11 protein-coding genes are annotated in these 14,363 nt (G+C 52.2%); 8 read left to right on the forward strand and 3 right to left on the reverse strand.

The window, feature by feature from the left end; translation table 11 throughout:
- The first annotated feature begins 3 nt into the window (after window positions 1-3).
- Window positions 4-2,241, forward strand: coding sequence for a helix-turn-helix domain-containing protein (locus F556_RS0128220; RefSeq protein WP_020620353.1), 2,238 nt, complete (start codon window positions 4-6; stop codon window positions 2,239-2,241).
- A gap of 37 nt (window positions 2,242-2,278) precedes the next feature.
- Window positions 2,279-4,498: a family 78 glycoside hydrolase catalytic domain gene (locus F556_RS0128225; RefSeq protein ID WP_020620354.1), complete on the forward strand. Its 2,220-nt coding sequence runs from the start codon at window positions 2,279-2,281 to the stop codon at window positions 4,496-4,498.
- Between the two features lies 1 nt (window position 4,499).
- On the opposite strand, the gene F556_RS0128230 is transcribed toward F556_RS0128225, so the two are convergent.
- The gene (locus tag F556_RS0128230; protein ID WP_020620355.1) at window positions 4,500-5,402 is read right to left on the reverse strand and encodes an AraC family transcriptional regulator; all 903 of its coding nucleotides are present in this window, start codon (window positions 5,400-5,402) and stop codon (window positions 4,500-4,502) included.
- Between the two features lie 148 nt (window positions 5,403-5,550).
- On the opposite strand from F556_RS0128230, the gene F556_RS0128235 reads away from it, so the two are divergent.
- A complete protein-coding gene (locus F556_RS0128235) occupies window positions 5,551-6,363 on the forward strand; it encodes a phytanoyl-CoA dioxygenase family protein (RefSeq protein WP_020620356.1) in 813 nt (270 codons plus the stop codon).
- Window positions 6,364-6,387: 24 nt separating this feature from the next.
- On the opposite strand, the gene F556_RS0128240 is transcribed toward F556_RS0128235, so the two are convergent.
- Window positions 6,388-7,290, reverse strand: a complete 903-nt coding sequence (locus tag F556_RS0128240; protein WP_020620357.1) for an AraC family transcriptional regulator — start codon at window positions 7,288-7,290, stop codon at window positions 6,388-6,390.
- A 151-nt stretch (window positions 7,291-7,441) separates the two neighbouring features.
- Between F556_RS0128240 and F556_RS0128245 the strand changes: the two genes are divergently transcribed.
- The 3 genes from F556_RS0128245 to F556_RS0128255 all read left to right on the forward strand — a co-directional run bounded on the left by F556_RS0128245 (window position 7,442) and on the right by F556_RS0128255 (window position 10,701).
- Window positions 7,442-8,179, forward strand: coding sequence for an SDR family oxidoreductase (locus F556_RS0128245; protein ID WP_020620358.1), 738 nt, complete (start codon window positions 7,442-7,444; stop codon window positions 8,177-8,179).
- 841 nt (window positions 8,180-9,020) lie between these two features.
- Window positions 9,021-9,191: a hypothetical protein gene (locus tag F556_RS37405; RefSeq protein ID WP_211222651.1), complete on the forward strand. Its 171-nt coding sequence runs from the start codon at window positions 9,021-9,023 to the stop codon at window positions 9,189-9,191.
- Window positions 9,192-9,240: 49 nt separating this feature from the next.
- Window positions 9,241-10,701, forward strand: a complete 1,461-nt coding sequence (locus F556_RS0128255; RefSeq protein WP_020620360.1) for a sulfatase family protein — start codon at window positions 9,241-9,243, stop codon at window positions 10,699-10,701.
- A gap of 57 nt (window positions 10,702-10,758) precedes the next feature.
- Here the strand turns inward: F556_RS0128255 and F556_RS0128260 are convergent, their stop codons facing one another.
- Window positions 10,759-11,553, reverse strand: a complete 795-nt coding sequence (locus tag F556_RS0128260; RefSeq protein ID WP_020620361.1) for a helix-turn-helix domain-containing protein — start codon at window positions 11,551-11,553, stop codon at window positions 10,759-10,761.
- Window positions 11,554-11,704: 151 nt separating this feature from the next.
- On the opposite strand from F556_RS0128260, the gene F556_RS0128265 reads away from it, so the two are divergent.
- Complete coding sequence (locus F556_RS0128265; protein WP_020620362.1) at window positions 11,705-12,574, forward strand: SDR family NAD(P)-dependent oxidoreductase; 870 nt, start codon at window positions 11,705-11,707, stop codon at window positions 12,572-12,574.
- A complete protein-coding gene (locus F556_RS0128270; protein ID WP_020620363.1) occupies window positions 12,561-14,210 on the forward strand; it encodes an AMP-binding protein in 1,650 nt (549 codons plus the stop codon). The genes F556_RS0128265 and F556_RS0128270 overlap by 14 nt, the downstream gene beginning before the upstream one ends.
- Window positions 14,211-14,363: the final 153 nt, after the last annotated feature.

Below are 14,363 nucleotides of genomic sequence, written 5' to 3' on the forward strand. Positions count from 1 at the left end.
AGAGTGAAAACGCGTTCATGGTTTAATCGCTTGCTATTCACCTATCTGCCCATTTTTTACTTGTCTGCAGGCGTGCTTGTTTTTATTTTTCTGATGGTGATCAATCAGCTTATGGAGCGTCAAATGACGGACATGAGCGAAAGCTATGGAAAATATGTGACGCAGCAGATTGAATCCTCGTTGCAAAACATAGAGCAGCTCATGATTACCGAGATTCATAACAATCCGGAGATTAAGCAATATGTGTACGGAATGGAAGACGAGATGAACAACCGTTTTATGTTGGAACGAAGCTTGTTCAAGAATTTCAATTTCTATCTGATAGATTTCCCATTGATTGACTCGATCTATATTGTGCGTTTTGCAGACAATAGAGTGCTCAGCACGAGTGTGTCTGCGCCTCTGCATGAATTTGGGGACCGCTCATTTATTGAGCCGAAACTGGAAGGAGCGATCCCTCTGGAGTGGAGCGGGATCCGTCCGTTCAAAGTGTTCCCGGGAGATCAGAACGAATATGCCGTTGTCTCCCTTGCCAAATCGATATCGCTGGGCTCTCAGACCCGCGGCATTCTCGTAGCGAATGTGTCGGTGGCCGCCATTCAGAAGATGGTTCGGGGGATGAATACGTTAAATGTCAGTTCGACCTCGATTTATGATCAGAACGGGGTGGCCCTCTTTGAAAGCACGCAAGATTCCGGGACGATGCTCGCCTCAGTCAACTCACATTATACCAATTGGAATATTCAAACGGGGGTACAGGATAAGGTAAATTACAGTATTGTTTCCAGTCTAAAAGAGGTGTGGACCGTTATCGGTCTTGCTTCCCTGGTCTTATTTACAGGCTTAATGATCTATTTCGCTCGCAGATACACGTATCCCATTGACCGGATGATGAATAGTATCAAGAAATATTTGAAATCCAAACCCGATGAGCTGCCGGATATTCTTCATGAGCATCCGGAATATATGGATCGAGCCGTGCACCATCTCATCGATGTGGCTAACCAGATCAGTGATGTGAATAAAGAGAATGTTCTGCATCGGCAAAAGCAATTTTTCGTTGACTTGATAGGTGGAAAAGTAGTGGAAGAGCATGAAAAAGATATCGAATGGATCAGAGAGTTGATGGGGTACTCGAAGTTTCATATCGGGGTAGTCATGATTGATCGATACGATGAATTTTGCTCGGTCTATCCTGTACGCGACCAGTATCTGTTGAAATATGTGATGTCTAATGTGGCGCAAGAAGTAGCCAAAACGTATGAAGTGCCTATGGTGGTGGAGTGGCTGGACAGCGGGCGCATGACCCTGTTATTCAAATTAAAGGAGCAGGATCATCCGGCAGAAAAAATGGTAGCTTCGATCTGCGAGACCTTGCGGGAGTGGATTAAAAATAATCTCGATTATGCGGTATCAATTGGTATCGGAGCTTCCGCGTCAACGATAACTGACGTCGCCCGCTCGTTTAAAGAAGCCGAAGAAGCACTGTCTTACAAAAAATCAGTCGGCGGGAACCGCGTGATTGCCTATTGGGAGCTGGAAGGCAATGTTTTCGCGGGGATGTACGAGCAACTACAGTCGATCCGTGATCTTGCCGAATCGTTTAAGCGACGCGACATGGAATGGCAGATACACTTTGAGCGTCTGATGGATACCGTTCAAGGGAAGTATTTTCATCATCATGATATGGTGAATTTATTGAATTTCATGTTGTTTCACATCTCCAAAGAAGTATCCGACCTACCGCTGTCTTATCGTGAAATCTGGGAGAGTGCAATGGGCGAGTTGAGCAAAGAATTGGAGGTTTTCGATTCTGTCAGCCAATTGAGGTCTACTATTGAGGCCATCCTGAGTGCAACGATTGAACAAATGAACAAATTGCGCCAGGGCCGCAATAGTCAGGAGCTGCTGCAAGAAGTCAAGGTTTACATTGAGCAGCATTACAGCAACCCGGAATTGAGCCTGCAGCTATTAAGCGATCAATTCCAGATGAATCAGAGTTACTTGAGCCGGTTGTTCAAAGAGGCGTACAGTGAAAATTTCGTAGATTATGTTACGAGGGTTCGTATGGATCGAGCCCGCTACTTGCTGACGCATACGGACGAGCAAATTCAACACATCTCACAGCAAGTTGGATATGCGCATTATTTTTCATTTAACCGGATGTTTAAGAGAGTATCGGGTGTGACACCCGGTGAATTTCGCAAGCAGTTTACCTCCTCGCAGCAGGAAATCAAATAGATCATGACCATCAACTTTAACGATAGGATGGGTGATTATGAATAACAAAGACCAGATAAGCTGGATTGGCGATCCTGTATTTGCAACTTACCGCAAGCAGGACATTCGTCATAAAGAAATGCATTCCGCTCCCGGAACAGAGCACCATCCTGACGAATTGCTCAATCATCATCTGCTGCTTCGCAAGTGTTTTGAATACGGCAATGCCTCCCCCGCGCGGGCAACGTTTTCTATCAGTGCCGACGACTACTGCAAAGTCTACATTAATGGTAGGTACGTGGCTGAAGGTCCTGCGCAGGGTTATCCGGATAGATATTATTACCAGAACATAGACGTTGGATCTTATTTGCAGCCGGGCCCCAATGTGATAGCCGTACATCTTTACTACCATGGTAAAATCTCCCGATCTTACACCTCCGGAGATTTCCGGCATGGGCTGTGGGCCAGCCTGGAGGCGGATGGCGAGACGCTTCTGGTGAGCGATACAAGCTGGCGGATCAAAAAGGCACAGGAATACGTGGCCAAGACAACCTTGGGCTATGATACGCAATACCATGAGCATATCGACAACCGATTGAAAGATGAGGACTGGCGCGAACTGGATTTTGACGATAGCCAGTGGGCCTATGCAGTCGTGCAACCGGACATGGAGGATATGCGTCTGATAGTCCAGCCCACGCCTCCGGTACAGCTCACAACCTTGTATCCTGCGGAGATCCGTGAGATTGGCGAAGACAGGCTCTGGATTGATTTTGGCAAGGAGATCACGGGAGCTATACAAATGAAGGCTACGGGGCAGGCGGGGCAAGTGGTGGAGATTGGCTGCGGTGAAGAGCTGCTGGATAATGGCAGGGTCCGTTACGCCATGCGTTGCAATTGCGATTATCGGGACGAGTGGACGTTATCAGGGGCTGATCCAGATGTCTTAGAGTGGTTTGATTATAAGGCCTTCCGTTATGCCGAGATCACCACGCCTCCCCGTGCAAGAATTGATAAGGAAAGCATCGTTGCAATCGTTCGCCACTATCCAGTCGATGAAGCTAATGGACAATTGCAATCCGATTCGCGGCTGCTGGAAGACATCTGGCGTATTTGCCGGCAGGCAGTTGTGTATGGCACACAAGACTATTATACGGATTGTCCTTCCAGAGAGAAGGGCGGCTATTTGGGAGATAACACAATCATTGCCCAGTCTCATGTTTATGTTAGCGGTGATTTGCGGTTATTCCGAAAAACCTTGGAGGATTTTGCTGCCACCACATCGATTTGCCCAGGCATGATGGCTGTCACTTCCGGTAGTTTAATGCAGGAGATCGCCGACTACTCCCTGCAATGGCCTATGCAGGTGCTGATGTACTACAAGCATAGCGGGGACAAGGCGTTTGTTCAACAAATGTTGCCCTATGCGCAAGGGCTGATTGCTCATTTTGCAGCTTTTGCCGGGGACGATGGTCTGCTGCATCAGGTAGATGACAAGTGGAATCTGGTGGACTGGCCCGTAGGTTTCTTGGATGGTTACGATTTTCCTTTGACGAAGCCGGTAGGGCCAGGCTGTCATAATGTCATCAATGCTTTTTATCGTGATGCGCTTAATAGCACCAATGAACTGAAGAAAATAGCGGGTGAAGAAGGCCCGCTGTACGATGTTGCAGCATTTGATGCCGCCTTTCATAGCGCTTTTTGGAATGGGGAGACCGGTTTATTCCGGGACGCCGTTGGTTCGACACATCATTCGCTCCATGCCAACATGCTGCCGCTGGCATTCCAAATGGTGCCCGAGCAGAATCAAGCAAGCGTCGTGGCATTTCTCAAAGAGAAGCGTCTGTCCTGTGGCGTATACATGGCCTATTTTTATTTGCGTGCGCTTGCTGCTGCCGGCGAGTACACGGCAATCTGGGAGACCATTCTAAGCCAGGAGGAACATGAATATCCCTCGTCCGATCCTAACCATTCGGGTACTGGAACTGTAACGTCCGGTTATTGGGCGAACATGGTAAAGGAGGGGGCCACCACTTGCTTCGAGGCTTGGTCAAAAGAACTTAAGTGGAACACCAGTCTGTGCCACCCTTGGGCGAGCTCGCCGATTCCGATTATCGTAGAAGAAATTCTTGGCATACAGCCAGCCGAGCCAGGCTGGAGCAGCATCTTGCTGCGCCCTAATCTTCCGCCCCATATGCCCGATTTAGAATTGTCATTACCTCTGCCTTGCGGAAGAGTTGTTGTCAAAGTGAATCATGGCGAAGTGTCGCTGCATTAAATCAGAGTTTGTTATGATCTTCGCCGCCATATAGTCGATACGTAGACGGCGCCATGCCCGTAATGGATTTGAAGTGTCGACTAAAGTAATGAATCGAGGTATAACCCAGCTTGCTGGCGACGACCTCGATTTTCTCTTCTTCTAGAAGCAGTTTTTTTGCCCATTGCATTCGTTTTTGTATCATATAAGACTTTGGAGAAATGCCCATGACCTCTTTGAATAAATGGGAAAAATAGTTGGGATGATAGCCGCAGCTTTTAGCTAATTGAGATATACTCCACGCTTGCTGGGGATGCTCCTGGATCATCTGCAACGCATTGCTGATCATGGTTTGTTTGGATGGATAAGGGGCCGACACGTCTATTTCATGACGGACGATATCTGTAATCAACTGCATCAGCAATCCGCGTAATACAAGGGAGTAGCCGTGCTCCGCTTCCTTATATTCCTGTACGATCCGATGGAGAATCCTTTCCGCTTCCATATAACGAAAGCGAAAGGGAATACGGATGCCGCCGTAACCCTCCACTTCAATCTCCCAGGAGGGTCCTGCTTCAAAAGGAGGACCCTTCTGGATATTTTTGATTCTTGGACCGGGATGCATGGGCTCGGAGGACATGCGATGCCAATCAAAGTGGACGCTGATAAAGGTTGCGGGTCTATCCGCACGGATAGACAACTTATGGGGCGTGTCTGGTCCATAATAAGCAAACTCACCGGGATGAATTTCATATTCCCCGTCGCCGATCGACAGATCCATGCAGCCGGAGACTACGAAAACAAACTGATGATCCGGAATCGTACGTGGACCGTAACTTACGCCTGGGGAAGCGATATGCATGTTGGCATAATTGACCGCGGGGAGCAGCATGCTCATGGGGCCAAGCGAACGGATTTGCTCCATTGGTCTCTCTCCCTTCATCTCGTATAGACCTTAGAAAACTACAACTTATTATAGTCTTTCCTGCAACGACTTGTCTTCAGCGCGCTGGTACACTTGACCTTGTAGCCGATAGATCGGCTGCCAAACGACCAGGGATGGGGGATTATGCATGCTGACACCAGAGCAAGTAAAAAGCTTTGAACGCGACGGTTTTGTTAAGGGAGAGGTTGTACTAAACGACGAGGAGGTCGAGCGTCTGCGCCTGGAGCTGGATCTCGTACTCGAAGGCAAATCGGATAACAAGCCGGTCCTCAATCGCAATCTGGCAGACAAAAGCGATTACGGGATGGTCATGGAAGCGAGCGAGACCATCGTGCAGGTAGTCAACATCTGGATGGCTAGTGAACTTTATCGGAAACATGCGGCTCATCGTTCGGTATGCGAGGATGTTGCGCTGCTCGCGGGTTCGAACGAGCTGCGCATCTGGCATGATCAAATCCAATACAAGCCTCCAATTACAGGCGGACCTACGAGGTGGCATCAGGATCATCCACTGTGGCCGATTATTCAACCTTCCGAGCTCATCAGCGCCTGGGTCGCGCTTGACGATGCGGTAATCGAGAACGGCTGCATGTGGATGGTTCCCGGCAGTCACAAATGGGGAGATCATCAAAGGTATTTGCTTCACGGGTCTGATCATATGCCGCAGCATAAACGTCCTGAGTTGCTGCCCCCGGGCATCGAGATCAAGCCGGTGCCATTCGAGATTAAGAAAGGTCAGGTTGGTTATCATCACTGTATGACTTGGCATGGCTCTCTGCCTAACACTTCCGAGCTTAAGCGGCGAGCCATCGCGGTTCACTATATGCCGGAGAATATCCGTTACGAGCCCCTTGGCAACCATCCGATGAGCAAGCATATTCATGTACAGCCCGGGGAACGATTGACTGGCGATGATTTTCCGGTTGTTTATACCAGGTAACGATGAAAGATGATGCGGGTAAAACTAGCGGTGGCTGCGCATGTCCTGTGCCGGGGATTGTCCGTACATCCGGACATACTCCCGGCTGAATTGGGAGGGGCTCTCGTAGCCTACCCGGTAGGCGGCATCGGCGGCCTGCATCGCTTCAGTCAGCATGAGCCGGCGCGCTTCCTGCAAGCGTACGGTCTTCTGGTATTGCAGGGGGCTCAGCCGCGTGATGCGCTTGAAATGCTTGTGAAACGCAGACGCACTCATATGCACGCTGCCGGCCAACTGCTCGACCAGCAGGGGGCGGTCGAAGTCGCGGTTAATCGTGCGAATGGCCTGCGCGATGCGCTGCGCCTGACTGCCGGGAATGGCAAAGGACCGGAGCCAGGGCCCCTGCTCCCCCTGAAGCACCCGGTACAGAATCTCGCGGATCATGAGCGGTGCCAGCACCGGCACGTCCTGCGGGGTTTCCAGGAGCCGCACCAGCCGGACGACAGCCTCCAGCAACGACTCGGAGACCCGGCTCACGCGGATGCCGCGCGGATCGGTAGGAGCAGGCTGCACCGGCGAAGTTTGGACAAGCTCCAAGATCATGTCCGCATCGAAGGTCAGCTTCAGGCTCAGATAAGGAGATTCGGGCTTAGCCTCCACGATGTGGCCGACGACCGGCAGCTCGACGGAGGTGACGAGAAAGGATGCGGGATCGTAGCGGTGCAGCTCCTCTGCCAAAGCGGCGGTTTTGGCTCCCTGGGCAACGATGCACAGGGACGGCTTGTAGACGGACTCCATCCGGGCACTGGGCTGCGAAGCGCGCAGCAGACTCAGCCCCGGGATCGCCGTCTGATGGGTACCGTCTGCGGGTGCATAAGCAGCAATCAGCTGAGCCAGCCGATGCAGCGTATCCGAATTCGGCGGGTCGGGTATAGAAGCAGGCTCCATGGGTTCACGCTCCTTGTGATGTAGGTGTTCCCTATCATACTGCGAGCGTAGAGGAATAGGCAAGGAAAGAATAGAGATCGACTAACGGCTAATCGTCGGCGAAGCGTATAATAGGAGGTGAATTCAGAAGCTGCAGAGGAGATGAAACGTTATGAGTCTGAGAGGAAAAGTGGCGATCGTGACTGGCGCATCACGGGGAATCGGGCGGCAGATCGCGATTCAACTGGCGCAAGCGGGCGCGAGGGTGGTCGTTAATTATTCGGCCAGCGGCGGCGAGGCGGAGGACGTCGTGCAAGCCATTATCGAAGCTGGTGGCGAAGCGGTGGCGGTACAAGCAGATATCAGCAAGATGAGCGAGCTGGAGAAGCTGTTCGCGGAGGTCGACAGCCGATTTGGCCGCTTGGACATCTTGATCAACAATGCCGGAGTGATGACGTGCGAAGCGGTTGCTGAAGTCACCGAGGACTCCTTCGACCGTCAGTTCGCCATCAATGTCAAGGGAACCTATTTTGCCTGCCAGCAGGCAATGAAGCGGATGGCGGAGGGCGGGACCATCATTAACTTCTCGACATCCGTCACCGGCGCGATGCTGCCGACCTATAGTGTCTATGCCGCTACCAAGGGGGCGGTGGAGCAGATGACGCGCCAGCTCGCCAAGGAATTCGGACCACGGGACATCACCATTAATTGTATTGCGCCCGGACAAGTGGCGACCGACCTGTTTTTGACTGGCAAATCCGATGAGCTGGTCGATTCGTTCCGCCGGATGAACGCGTTTGGCCGTCTTGGGGAGCCCGAGGACATCGCCAATGCCATCGAGCTGCTGACCAGTGACAAAGCCCGCTGGATTACCGGACAGACCCTTCGTGTCAACGGGGGCTTCAATTAGTAGACCCGAGAGGGTCTATTTTTGTATGGTTAGAGTTTACTTAGCTGGCGGCGCGAGGGAGGAGTGGTGGTGTGCGTGTGTGCGTGTGCTCGGGGGACAAAAGTATAGGGACTTAGCTGCCTGATGCACCAGATCGCTAAGACATAATTACAGCTACATCTGGCCTCAGGGATGATGCGCCAAGGGTCGTAAGGACAAAAATACAGTTATATCTGGCCTCAGGCGTGATTAGCCAGCTCGTAAAGACAAAAATGCAGTTCATTTCGCCGAAATATCCATATATTGACAAAAAGGGACTGGATAGCTGTACTTTTGTCTTTAATTGCGTCATTTAGCTAGTATCTAAGGTTATTAGTTGTACTTTTGTCTTTACCACAAGCCCGGCGATTAACTTGCAGTTTGCGACAAACATATGGCGCGGGCTGGAGTTTGGCTAAGGCGTTGTTCCGTAGCAAGCCGGAACCTGAGTGGCTGATATCTTTGCGAACGCAGGCGCAGAACCAAACTAATACGCTTGTTGGTGGTTCTTTTATTGTAATAATACACTTAGCAAGCTGGAATATCAGAGGTTTCAGAATAATAGTTGTATTTTTGCAATTATCATTGCCGTTGCGAGGTGTGCGTTACATAACAAAAGATGAGGTACCTGCGGCTTTTTGCGTTTAACCCGGACTGAGGAAACCGGTAAATCGAGGTTAGTTTTCGTAAGCTGTTGCCCGCCTACGCTAGCTCGGGCAAAGCAGTCGTAGAATCGTACAAGTTATTGAAGTTTTATACATAGTCAGTTCTTAGAGAGATTGCCTATACTTTAAAAAAGCTCATTTATTTAAACGCTACATCCTTGTACACGGTGTCCCTGGGGCTGCGGATGTTCTCTGACCCGTCAGCTGTGATTGATTGGGGAGCAATGTTCGCGATGGCTACGTTGTCTCTGCTGCCGCAACTCGTGATCTTCCTGTTTTTCCGGCGTTTCTTGGTACAAGGCATTGCCACCACAGGCATCAAGGGCTAGCGGCCATGGAGATGCAAGGTTAAGTCTGAACAAAAAAGGAGCAAGACGATTGAAGGTATTATTGTTAGATTTGGACTCTACGAATCCGGAGCATTTGGGATGTTATGGCTATCACCGCAATACCTCGCCGCATATTGATCGCATCGCGCACAGCGGGGTGACCTTTACCAACTATTACACGTCGGATGCCCCCTGCTGCCCCTCTCGGAATGCACTGATGAGCGGCAAGTTCGGTATTCATAATGGAGCGGTGGGGCACGGCGGGACAGCGGCAGATCAGCGCCTGGAGGGAAAAAGCCGGCAATTCCAGAGTAAGCTGCATACCGATTCTCTACCGGCCATTTTCAAAGCGCAGGGCATGAAGACGGCACTGATTAGTCCGTTTGCCGAACGGCATTCTACCTACACGTTCTATGCCGGATTTCAAGAGATCTATGATACAGGGAAAAATGGGATGGAGTCCGCGGAAGAGGTAACGCCTACCGTTCTGCAGTGGCTGGATCGACAAGATCAAGAGGAGGATTGGTTTCTATACGTTAATTACTGGGATCCCCACACCCCTTACCGTGCGCCAGAGCCATTCGGCAATCCCTTCGCCAATGAACCCATTCCGTCCTGGCTGACCGAGGATGTATTCGAGCAGCATAAGCAAAAAATCGGTCCGCATAGCGTGCATGAGATCAACATGTATAACGACAACGTATCTCCCGACTATCCGCGCCATCCCGGCAAAATCGAACAGTACGACGAACTCCGCCGCATGATTGACGGCTATGACTCCGGCATCCGATATATGGATTCGCATCTGGGGCAGATATTTGATCATTTGGAGCAGCAAGGGGTGATGGATGAGATCGTCATTATCATTACGTCGGATCACGGAGAAAATATGGGGCAATTAGGCATATACGGGGAACACGGGACTGCGGATCAGGGCACTTGCCGTATCCCGATGATTATGCGCTGGCCTGGCGCCATTCAAGGGCATGTGGATCATGGCCTGCATTACCATCTGGATCTGCTGCCGACCGTAGCGGAGATCCTCCGGCAACCTGCGCCCGCGGATTGGGATGGACAGAGCTATGCCCCTGTTATCCTCAGGGGGGAAGACGCCGGACGCGAGTATCTGGTCGTCTCCCAGTGTGCCCATGTCTGCCAGCGCAGTGTACGGTTTGGCGATTACTTATATATTCGCACCTACCATGACGGCTATCATTTATTTGACAAAGAAATGCTGTTCAACCTCAAGGACGATCCGCATGAAATTCATAATCTCGCGGCAGCTCGGCCCGAGCTGTGCCGGGAAGCCGTCTATCTGTTAAACGAATGGCATGATGATGCGATGATGACCATGACGGATGATATTGATCCGCTGTGGACGGTCATGCGGGAGGGGGGACCCTATCACGCGCGTGGACACTTGGCAGCGTATGCCAGGCATCTGGAGAGCACCGGCCGTTCGCACGCCATTCCGCTCTTGCAGCAGCGGCATCCGCAAGAGAAGCTGTGAATCGGAGACTGTCCTTAACGAGGGCAGTCTTTTTGCTGTGGTTAAACCAGCTTCGGCCTAGCTTTGGATACGCGATGAGGTTTGTTTTCTGACATATTCGCGGGGCGACATGGACATGATTTTTTTAAAGGTTTTGGAGAAATACGCCGAATCATAGTATCCCAGGTAGTCAGAAATAGAAGCGATGGTCATATCGGTGACGGTTAAGAAATCGCACGCATCCATAATTCTTAAATAATGAACATATTGGATGGGCGAATGCCCCATCACCTCTTTGAAGATAGATGTGGTGTAGTTCGGAGAACGGTGGATCAGCCTGGCCAGCTCGTTAATCTCGATCGGCTCCCGATAATGATGGATAATATAGCTTTTCAGTGTTTTTACGAAGTGAAGCTTCATCGGGGCGATGTCGGATTCACTCATCTCTTTGCCCAGCAGGCCCAACAATTCCTGGAGGATACCCTTGCAGATATAATGCTTCGTGCGGTGTCCTTCTCTGAGCTCGGTGAATATTTTTTCAATGCGATGCTTGTAATATTCCATATTGCTTACACGAATCACGTGGTATTCATGGCTCTGTATGAAGTCCGGTTCATCCTCGAACGCTGTCACTTGGGTGAACAATACCGTGTATTTGAGGTGGGGCTGCCCGTCATAATTACGTCCACTGCGAATGGAGTAGATGGGAATGAACAGAATCTCGCCCGCGCTGAGCACAAACTCTTCGCCATTGATGAGATACTGCGCTTGACCTTCCAGCATGAACACAAGAATATTCCAGCCGACCCGCTCGGAGGCGTTATGCCAATCGGGAATCATTCTGTCCAGGTTGACGACGATTTCGTTGAACATGGTGGTCACATCCTGATGATAAGGATAGTAAGAAACGGTGCATCCATCTTACACCTCTTTCTTGCGTTTGTTCAACTACTAGAGACATGGTAAGGTAAACGTATGTGGTGTGGATTGGCATTTTATTGCATGAAGAGAGGCGCTGCCCGATATGCCTGATTATAGCTTGCTGGAGAAGCTGTTATTCCCACCCGTGCATCTGGACCGGGAGAAGCTGGCTGCCTGTGTGCGCGGCAAGACGATTGCGATTACTGGTGCCAGCTCCGGCATTGGCGAGCGGCTGGCTTATTTGATGGGCGAGTATGAGGTGCGCTTGATTCTAATTGCCAGACGTGAGGACAAACTGCGGTCCATGCAAAAGGGGATTGAGGGCGATCCTGCGATGCGGGCGAAGGTCGTTGTAGCCGCCGCTGATCTGAGGAACGAATCCGAGATGAACGCGGTGTTGTCTCAGCTGCAGCAGCTGCCGGACGGTCTAGATATCCTCGTTAGCAATGCGGGGTTATCCATCCGGCGTCCAATCGAGGCGTCACTGGAACGGTATCATGACTTCACGCGTACCATGGCCATTAATTATTTTGCACCGGTTCGGCTGATGCTGGCGCTGATTCCGGTACTTCGGGAGCGAAAAGGACAGATTATCAATATTTCGACGATCAATACGGCTTTGATTCCATTGCCCTATTGGGCCGCGTATCAGGCCTCCAAGCAGGCCTTCGACACCTGGCTCCGCTCCGCAGCACCGGAGCTGCATGCAATGGGCATCGCCACAACCTCCATCTATCTTCCATTAGTTCGGACACCGATGATCGAGCCGACGGCCTCCTACCGCGATATGCCTGCCATGAGTGCAGACCATGTCTCGCAGCTGATCGCCAAGTCGATCTACAGTAGGCGCAGTCGGTGGAGTCCGTGGTGGCTTGTTTTCGGGCAGTTGGCTTCCCTGACGGGGAGGGGTGTGTGGGAGAGGGTAATGCCGGGTGTGCTGCGCAAGAGGAGGGATAAGCATGGGTCTTCTTAGACTGGCGGAAGTGATGGTCAAGCTGAGGATGTTCACGCCTCAAGGCTTGTACAGACTGCTGAGCACTATGTTCCGTTACGGCATCAATGTGATGGCGCTGCTGAACATTGCCCAGCGCACTTACGGCGCAGCCCCAGCGCTGGTCGATGATCATGGGGAGTGGAGCTACCGGCAGCTGTTCTCCGAGTCGGAGCGGCTTGCACAGATTCTGCAGCAGCGTTACCAGTTGGGAAGTGGGCGCAAGGTAGGGCTGCTGTGCAGCAATCACGCGGCACTGGTCAAGTCGCTGTTTGCCGTGTCGCAGACCGGGGCGGACATCTACCTGCTTAATGTGGAGATGAGCGTCGAAGGGCTCCACGCCTTGCAGCAGGAGCACGGCTTCGATCTGGTCATTCATGATGCGCAGTGGGCGGCCCCGCTGGAGCAATCGCCGTATACGAAGGCCGTGCTTCACAGCTATCATGAGCGCTTGCCAGCGATTAATAACCTGCATCTTCATACCGCCAGCGATACGAACTCCCGGGTGCGGCGGACATCGACCAGTCGCTTCATGCTGCTGACAGGCGGCACGACAGGCAAGGCCAAGCGAGTCCCACACAAGCCGTCCTTGTTCCACTATCTAAATCCTTTGGCAACAATGCTCACCCGTATGCGGCTGACCCGGTATAGCGTGGCCTATATAGCCACACCTATCTACCACGGGTACGGATTGGCAATTCTGCTGTTATGGACTGCTTTGGGCAAAAAAATGGTGCTGACGCAGCGTTTCGACGCGGCGAAGGCCTGCTGCCTGATTCGGGAGCAGGGGGTGGAGGTGGTCACCGTGGTGCCGCTCATGCTGGACAAAATGCTGAAGCAGGATGCCGCGTCCCTACGCTCGCTCGCTTGTATCGCTTCGGGCGGTGACAAGCTTCGTCCCGGGCTGGCAGCTGAAGTAGCAGAACGACTGGGGGCGGTGTTGTACAATTTGTACGGCACATCGGAAGCAGGGCTGGTCAGTATAGCTACACCGCAGGAGCTGGAGCGCGACGCCGGTACAATCGGACGCGGCATCCAGGGTCTCCGGCTGCGCATCCGGACCGAGGAAGGACAGGAGGCAGAGGCGGGGCGTGACGCGCCGCTGCATGTCAGCAGCCGCCGGTGGAGGAGGCGAATAGGAAGTGAAGAGGGACAGGAGGCGGAGGCTGGTCGCATTGGACCGTTGCATGTCAGTAGCACCAACTGGTGGCGGCTAGGCAGGGACGCGCACTGGATCGCGACCGGGGACCTGGCCTATCGCGACGGGCAGGGCTACTATTATTTGTGCGGTAGAGTGGACGATCTGGTCGTATCTGCTGGCGAGAATGTCTATCCCATCGAACTGGAACGCATCCTCCTGCAGCATCCTGCCGTTGAGGACGCCGCCGTCATCGGCGTGGCCGACGAGCAGTTCGGACAGCGGCTGAAGGCTTATGTGCAAGCCGACGCCGGTGCCGGACTCACCGCAGCAGAGCTGTTGGACTGGCTCCGTCCACGGGTGGCCCGATACCAGATGCCGCGGGAAATCGCCTTCCTGCGTCAGATGCCATATACGCATCTGGGCAAGCAGGATAAGAAGCAACTGCATAATCAGTTGCAGAGCCATGTGACATCATAATTCCCTAGTGCTCCTGATGAGCTGTCCAGGAGGGAGGCGGAACAGGATTTGCAGTCGAGCGGGGCTTTGGCGCTCAACAGGTAGCCACGTCCCCCGACTACAGCCTCCCGCCACCACGCTAACGGCCACCACAGCCGCTATTTGACCCGAATC

Origin of the sequence: Paenibacillus daejeonensis DSM 15491, from assembly GCF_000378385.1 — a bacterium.
GTDB lineage: Bacteria > Bacillota > Bacilli > Paenibacillales > Paenibacillaceae > Paenibacillus_D > Paenibacillus_D daejeonensis.

Excerpts from the sequence above, each read along its gene's own strand:
- F556_RS0128270 (WP_020620363.1), top strand. The coding sequence starts at position 12,561 with ATGGGTCTTCTTAGACTGGCGGAAGTGATGGTCAAGCTGAGGATGTTC.
- F556_RS0128230 (WP_020620355.1), bottom strand. The coding sequence starts at position 5,402 with ATGGAGCAAATCCGTTCGCTTGGCCCCATGAGCATGCTGCTCCCCGCG.
- F556_RS0128245 (WP_020620358.1), top strand. The coding sequence starts at position 7,442 with ATGAGTCTGAGAGGAAAAGTGGCGATCGTGACTGGCGCATCACGGGGA.
- F556_RS0128225 (WP_020620354.1), top strand. The coding sequence starts at position 2,279 with ATGAATAACAAAGACCAGATAAGCTGGATTGGCGATCCTGTATTTGCA.
- F556_RS0128260 (WP_020620361.1), bottom strand. The coding sequence starts at position 11,553 with ATGTTCAACGAAATCGTCGTCAACCTGGACAGAATGATTCCCGATTGG.
- F556_RS0128235 (WP_020620356.1), top strand. The coding sequence starts at position 5,551 with ATGCTGACACCAGAGCAAGTAAAAAGCTTTGAACGCGACGGTTTTGTT.
- F556_RS0128265 (WP_020620362.1), top strand. The coding sequence starts at position 11,705 with ATGCCTGATTATAGCTTGCTGGAGAAGCTGTTATTCCCACCCGTGCAT.
- F556_RS0128240 (WP_020620357.1), bottom strand. The coding sequence starts at position 7,290 with ATGGAGCCTGCTTCTATACCCGACCCGCCGAATTCGGATACGCTGCAT.